The organism is Achromobacter sp. DMS1 (assembly GCF_001270295.1).
Genome location: NZ_LHSJ01000303.1, coordinates 1 through 4,725, shown reverse-complemented (window position 1 = coordinate 4,725; position 4,725 = coordinate 1). Strand labels below are relative to the sequence as shown.

The window sequence follows — 4,725 nt, the reverse complement described above, 5'->3', positions numbered from 1 at the left end:
CCGGCTCCAGTTCTCCCAGCTCGGCCGGGCGCAGGCCCGCCAGCACGGCCAGGACGGTAGAGCGCCACGCGCCTCTCGGTTTCGTGCACCGGCAGGCTGGCCTCGACGGTGGCGAGCTCGGCCCGCGCCCTGGCCACATCGCCTGCGTCGCCCCGGCCGCTGGCCGCCAGCGCCTGCACCACGCGCAGGGTGTCGCGCTGGCTGGCGAGACTGTCGCGGGCCACGCGCAGGCGCTGTTCGGCGCCGCGCAGCGCGAAGTAATTGCGCGCCACCTCGGCGGCCACCACCACTGCGGCCTGGGCCAGATCGGCCCGACTGGCCTCGCTGGCGGCTTGCGCGCCTTCTTCCGCGCGGCGCAGTCTTCCGAAGAAGTCGAGCTCCCATGCGGCGTCGAAGCCCGCGCGATAGCTGCGCGCCAGGTTGCGTTCGCCCGCCGCGCCGGGATTCAACTGCGACAGGCTGCGCTCGTAGCCGCCGCTGGCGGTGATCGCGGGCCAGCGGTCCAGCGTTTTCTCGTGCAGCGCCGCGCGCGATTCGGCCAGGCGCGCCTGCGCGAGCCGGATATCGTGATTGCGCGCCAGCGCCAACGCGATCAGCCGGTCGAGTTGGGGATCCTGCAACTGCTTCCACCACTCGCGCTGCACGCGTTCGTGCGAAAACAGCGCCAGCTCCGGGCTGGCGAGCCGCACCGGCGCCTCGGCCCGGCGCGCGGTAATCGGGCCCCACGGCGCAGCCGGCCAGCGCGGCGGCGCCGCCAGCCAGGCGCAGCGGCGGACGAGCTTGGGCAATGTGTTCTGCATGATGACTCCTCAGGCTGGCAGGCTGTCTTGCCGATCCCGAGCCTGGGCGCGCGCCAGTTCGCGCGCCGCGGCGTTTCGGCGGCGGCCCGGTGGTCGCGGGCGAAAACCGTGTACACGGTGGGCAGCACGAACAGCGTGAACAAGGTGCCCACCAGCATGCCCACCACGATGACCAGCCCCAGGCTGTAGCGGCTGTGCGCCCCCGCGCCGGTGGCGAACAGCAGCGGCACCAGGCCCACCACCATGGCGGCGGTGGTCATGAGAATGGGACGCAACCGGATGCGCGCGGCCTGTTCCATGGCCGCGCGCCGGTCCAGCCCATGGCTCAGCTGCATTTCGTTGGCGAACTCCACCATCAGGATGCCGTGCTTGCTGATGAGCCCGATGAGCGTCACCAGCCCGATCTGGGTGTAAATGTTGATGGTGGCCGCCCCCAGCGCCAGCGGGATCAGGGCGCCGCAGATCGACATGGGCACGCTGACCAGGATGATGAACGGATCGCGCAGGCTTTCATACTGCGCCGCCAGCACCAGGTAGATCACGATAATGGCGAAAACGAAGGTGGTCATCAGCGCCGAGCCTTCCTCGGTGTACTGGCGCGCATCGGATTGCCAGTCGTAGCTGAAGCCCGCCGGCAGCGACTGCGCCTGTTTCGACAGGAACCGCACCGCATCGCCCATGGTCACGCCCGGCATGGGAATAGCCTGGAAGGTGGCGGCGTTGCGCTGGTCGAACTGCGTGAGCTTGTTGGGCTCCACCCCCATGGTCACCGTGACGAGGTTGGACAGCGGCACCATCCCGCCGGTGGCGCTCTTCACGTAGTAGCGCGCGAGCGCCTCGGGGGTGAGCCGCTGGCCGCGCGGGCTCTGGGGAATCACGTCGTAGGAGCGGCCGTCCATGCCGAAGCGGTTGACGTAGTTTTCGCCGACCAGCACCGCCAGGGTGTCGCCCACGTCTTTCATGGTCACGCCCAGGCTGTTGGCCTTGCTGCGGTCCACGCGGATCCGCGCGACGGGGTTGTTGTAGTCCAGGTCGCTGTCCACCGCCATGAACAGCCCGCTCGCGCGCGCGGCGCGCTTGAGCGCTTCCATGGCCTCGAACACCACCGGATAGTCGGCCGCGCTCATGATGACCATCTGCACCGGCAGGCCGCCGGTGGAGCCGGGCAGCGCAGGAAGCTGGAAAGCGAAGACGTTACTGCCCTCGATGTCGTTGGCCATGGCCTGGATCTCGCCTTGCAGCGCGTCGGCGGAACGCTGGCGGCGGGTCCAGCCCTCCAGGTCCACGCCGCCGATGCTGTTGGACACGCCGTCGGAACCGTTGATGAGCCAGCGTCCGCGCTGCTCGGGCAGCGTTTTCATGACGTCGTCCCACTTCTTGCCGAAGCGCTCCACGTAATCGATGTTGGCCTGCTGCGGCGACTTGATGGCGGTCAGCACCATGGACTGGTCTTCCACGGGCGCCAGCTCGCGCTGCGCCGCGTTGTACAGGAACGGCAGGCTGGCCAGCACGGCCACGGCCAGCAGGCCGGTGAACCAGCGGTGATGCAGGGAGAGGTCGAGCAGCCGCCCGTATGCCCGCCCCAGCCAGCCGAAGAACTGCTCGGCGCGGCGCGCCATCCACCCTTCGGAAACCTTGCTGTGCAGCAGGAAGGAACTCATCACGGGGGACAGGGTGAGCGCGATGACGCCCGACACCGCCACCGCGCCGGCCAGCGTGAAAGCGAATTCCTTGAAAAGCGAGCCGGTCAGCCCACCCATGAGGCCGATGGGCGCATACACCGCCGCCAGCGTGATGGTCATGGCGATGACCGGCCCCGCCACCTCGCGCGCGCCCACCAGCGCCGCGCGCACAGGCGACTGCCCTTCCTCGATGTGCCGGTGCACGTTCTCCACCACTACGATGGCGTCGTCCACCACCAGTCCGATCGCCAGCACCATGGCCAGCAGCGTGAGCAGATTCAGGCTGAAGCCGAACAGCGCCATGATGGCCGCGGCGCCCAGCATGGAGAGCGGAATCGTGACCACCGGCACCAGCACCGCGCGCAGCGATCCCAGGCAAAGGAAGATCACGGCCACCACGATGACAATGGCCTCCAGCAGCGTGTGCCGCACCTCGTCGATGGAAGCGCTGATGAAGCGCGCCAGCTCGAACGGCACCTGCACCGAGACGCCCGGAGGCAGGTTGCGCTCGATGTCCGGCAGCAGGCGCCGCAATTGCTCCACGATGACCAGCGGGTTGCCGACCGGCGTGGCATTCAGCCCGAAGTACACCGCCGGCTCGCCGTCCATGAGCGCGCTGGCGTCGCGGCTCGCCGCGCCCAGTTCCACCGTGGCCACGTCGCCCAGCCGCACGATCGTGGCGCCCTCGCGCTTGATCACCATGTCGCGGAATTCCGCCACGCTCGCCAGATCGGTATTCACCTGGATGTTGGCGGCCACGTACAGCCCCTTGACCTGGCCGGGCGCGGCCTGCACGTTGTTGTCGCGCAGCGCCTGCGCCAGCTCGCCGGCCGACACGCCGCGCGCGGCCATGCGATCGGCATCCACCCATACGCGCATGGCGAGCTTCTGGCCGCCATAGAGGTCCACGCTGGCCACGCCGTCGATAGACGAGAGCCGCGGCTGCACCACGCGGGATAAGTAGTCGGTCAGCGCGGGCGCGCCCAGCGTGGAACTGGAGAATCCCACGTAGGCCACGGCCGTGGCCTCGCCCGACGATTTCTTGATGACGGGGTCGTAGGCTTCGGGCGGCAGCCGGTACTTGACCTCGTTAATCCTGGCCATGACTTCAGTCATGGCCTTGTTCGAGTCCGCGTTCAGCTTCATGCGCACGTTGATCACGCTGCGCCCCTGGGTGGACGAGGACGACAGGTAGTCGATGCCCTCCACCGTGGCCACGGACTGCGCAATGGGCTGGGTGACGAAGCCCTGCATCAGGTCCGGCGAGGCGCCGGGATACTCGGTGGCGATGCTGATGGTGGTGTTCTCGGTCAGGGGGTACTGCCGCACCGGCAGGCCGGTCAGCGCGCGCAGCCCCATCAGCAGGATCAGCGTGCTGACCACCAGCGCCAGCACGGGGCGCGCACGAAAATATCGGTGAATCGCAATTTCGCCCCCGCCTCAATGAACGGCCGGGCCGCCGGCGGCCGGGCCAGCGTGTCGGAGGCGAGGATTTCCACCGCCGCGCCGTTGTGCAGCTTGATCTGGCCGGAGGTCACCACGCGCTCGCCCGGCTCGACGCCCTCGGCGAGCACGACGCGCCCGTCGACCCGCTCGCCGGTCTTCACGAACGCCTGGCGCACCGTGGCGGGCGCGCGTCCTTGTCGGCCGGAACCACCACGTACACCGAATCGCCGTAGGCGCTGTAGCTCACCGCGGTTTCGGGCACCACGATGGCCTGCCTGCGCTCCGGCAGCGTGACTTTGCCCTGCGCGTACATGCCCGGCGCCAGCGCGCCGTCCGGGTTGGGCAGCGTGGCCTGCACACGCAGCGTGCGCGTGCGGCATCCACCACGGGCTCGATGGTGGTAAGGCGGCCCGCGAAACGCCGCCCGCCATGGGCATCTACGGCGATGGATACCGGCATGCCCGGGCGCACCTGCGAAAGCGCGCGTTCCGGAAGCGTGAGGTTGGCGTACATGAAGGCCGTGTCCGTCAGCGAAACCAGCGGATCGCCCGCGCGCAGGAACTGGCCCAGCTCGACCTGGCGCACGCCGAGCCGGCCGTCGAACGCGCCCGCACCCGCTTCTGTTCGATGAGCGCCTGCACGCGCCGGATCTCGGCTTCGATCTGCTGGTGGTCGGCCCGCGCCTGGTCGAACTGCTCGCGCGTGGCGGCCTGCTGCGGCAGCAGCCGGCGCGTGCGCTCCAGCTCCGCGCGCGCATTGCGCGCTTGCGCCTGGAGCCGGGCCAGCTCGCCCTGCTC

3 pseudogenes are annotated in these 4,725 nt (G+C 69.4%); all 3 read right to left on the bottom strand.

The features are described from left to right. A pseudogene (locus AD428_RS23010) lies at positions 1-789 on the bottom strand (TolC family protein); the annotation flags it as partial. A 20-nt stretch (positions 790-809) separates the two neighbouring features. Further along, positions 810-3,909 (bottom strand): annotated as a pseudogene (locus AD428_RS23005) (MexW/MexI family multidrug efflux RND transporter permease subunit). A 42-nt stretch (positions 3,910-3,951) separates the two neighbouring features. Continuing rightward, positions 3,952-4,725 (bottom strand): annotated as a pseudogene (locus AD428_RS25765) (efflux RND transporter periplasmic adaptor subunit); the annotation flags it as partial.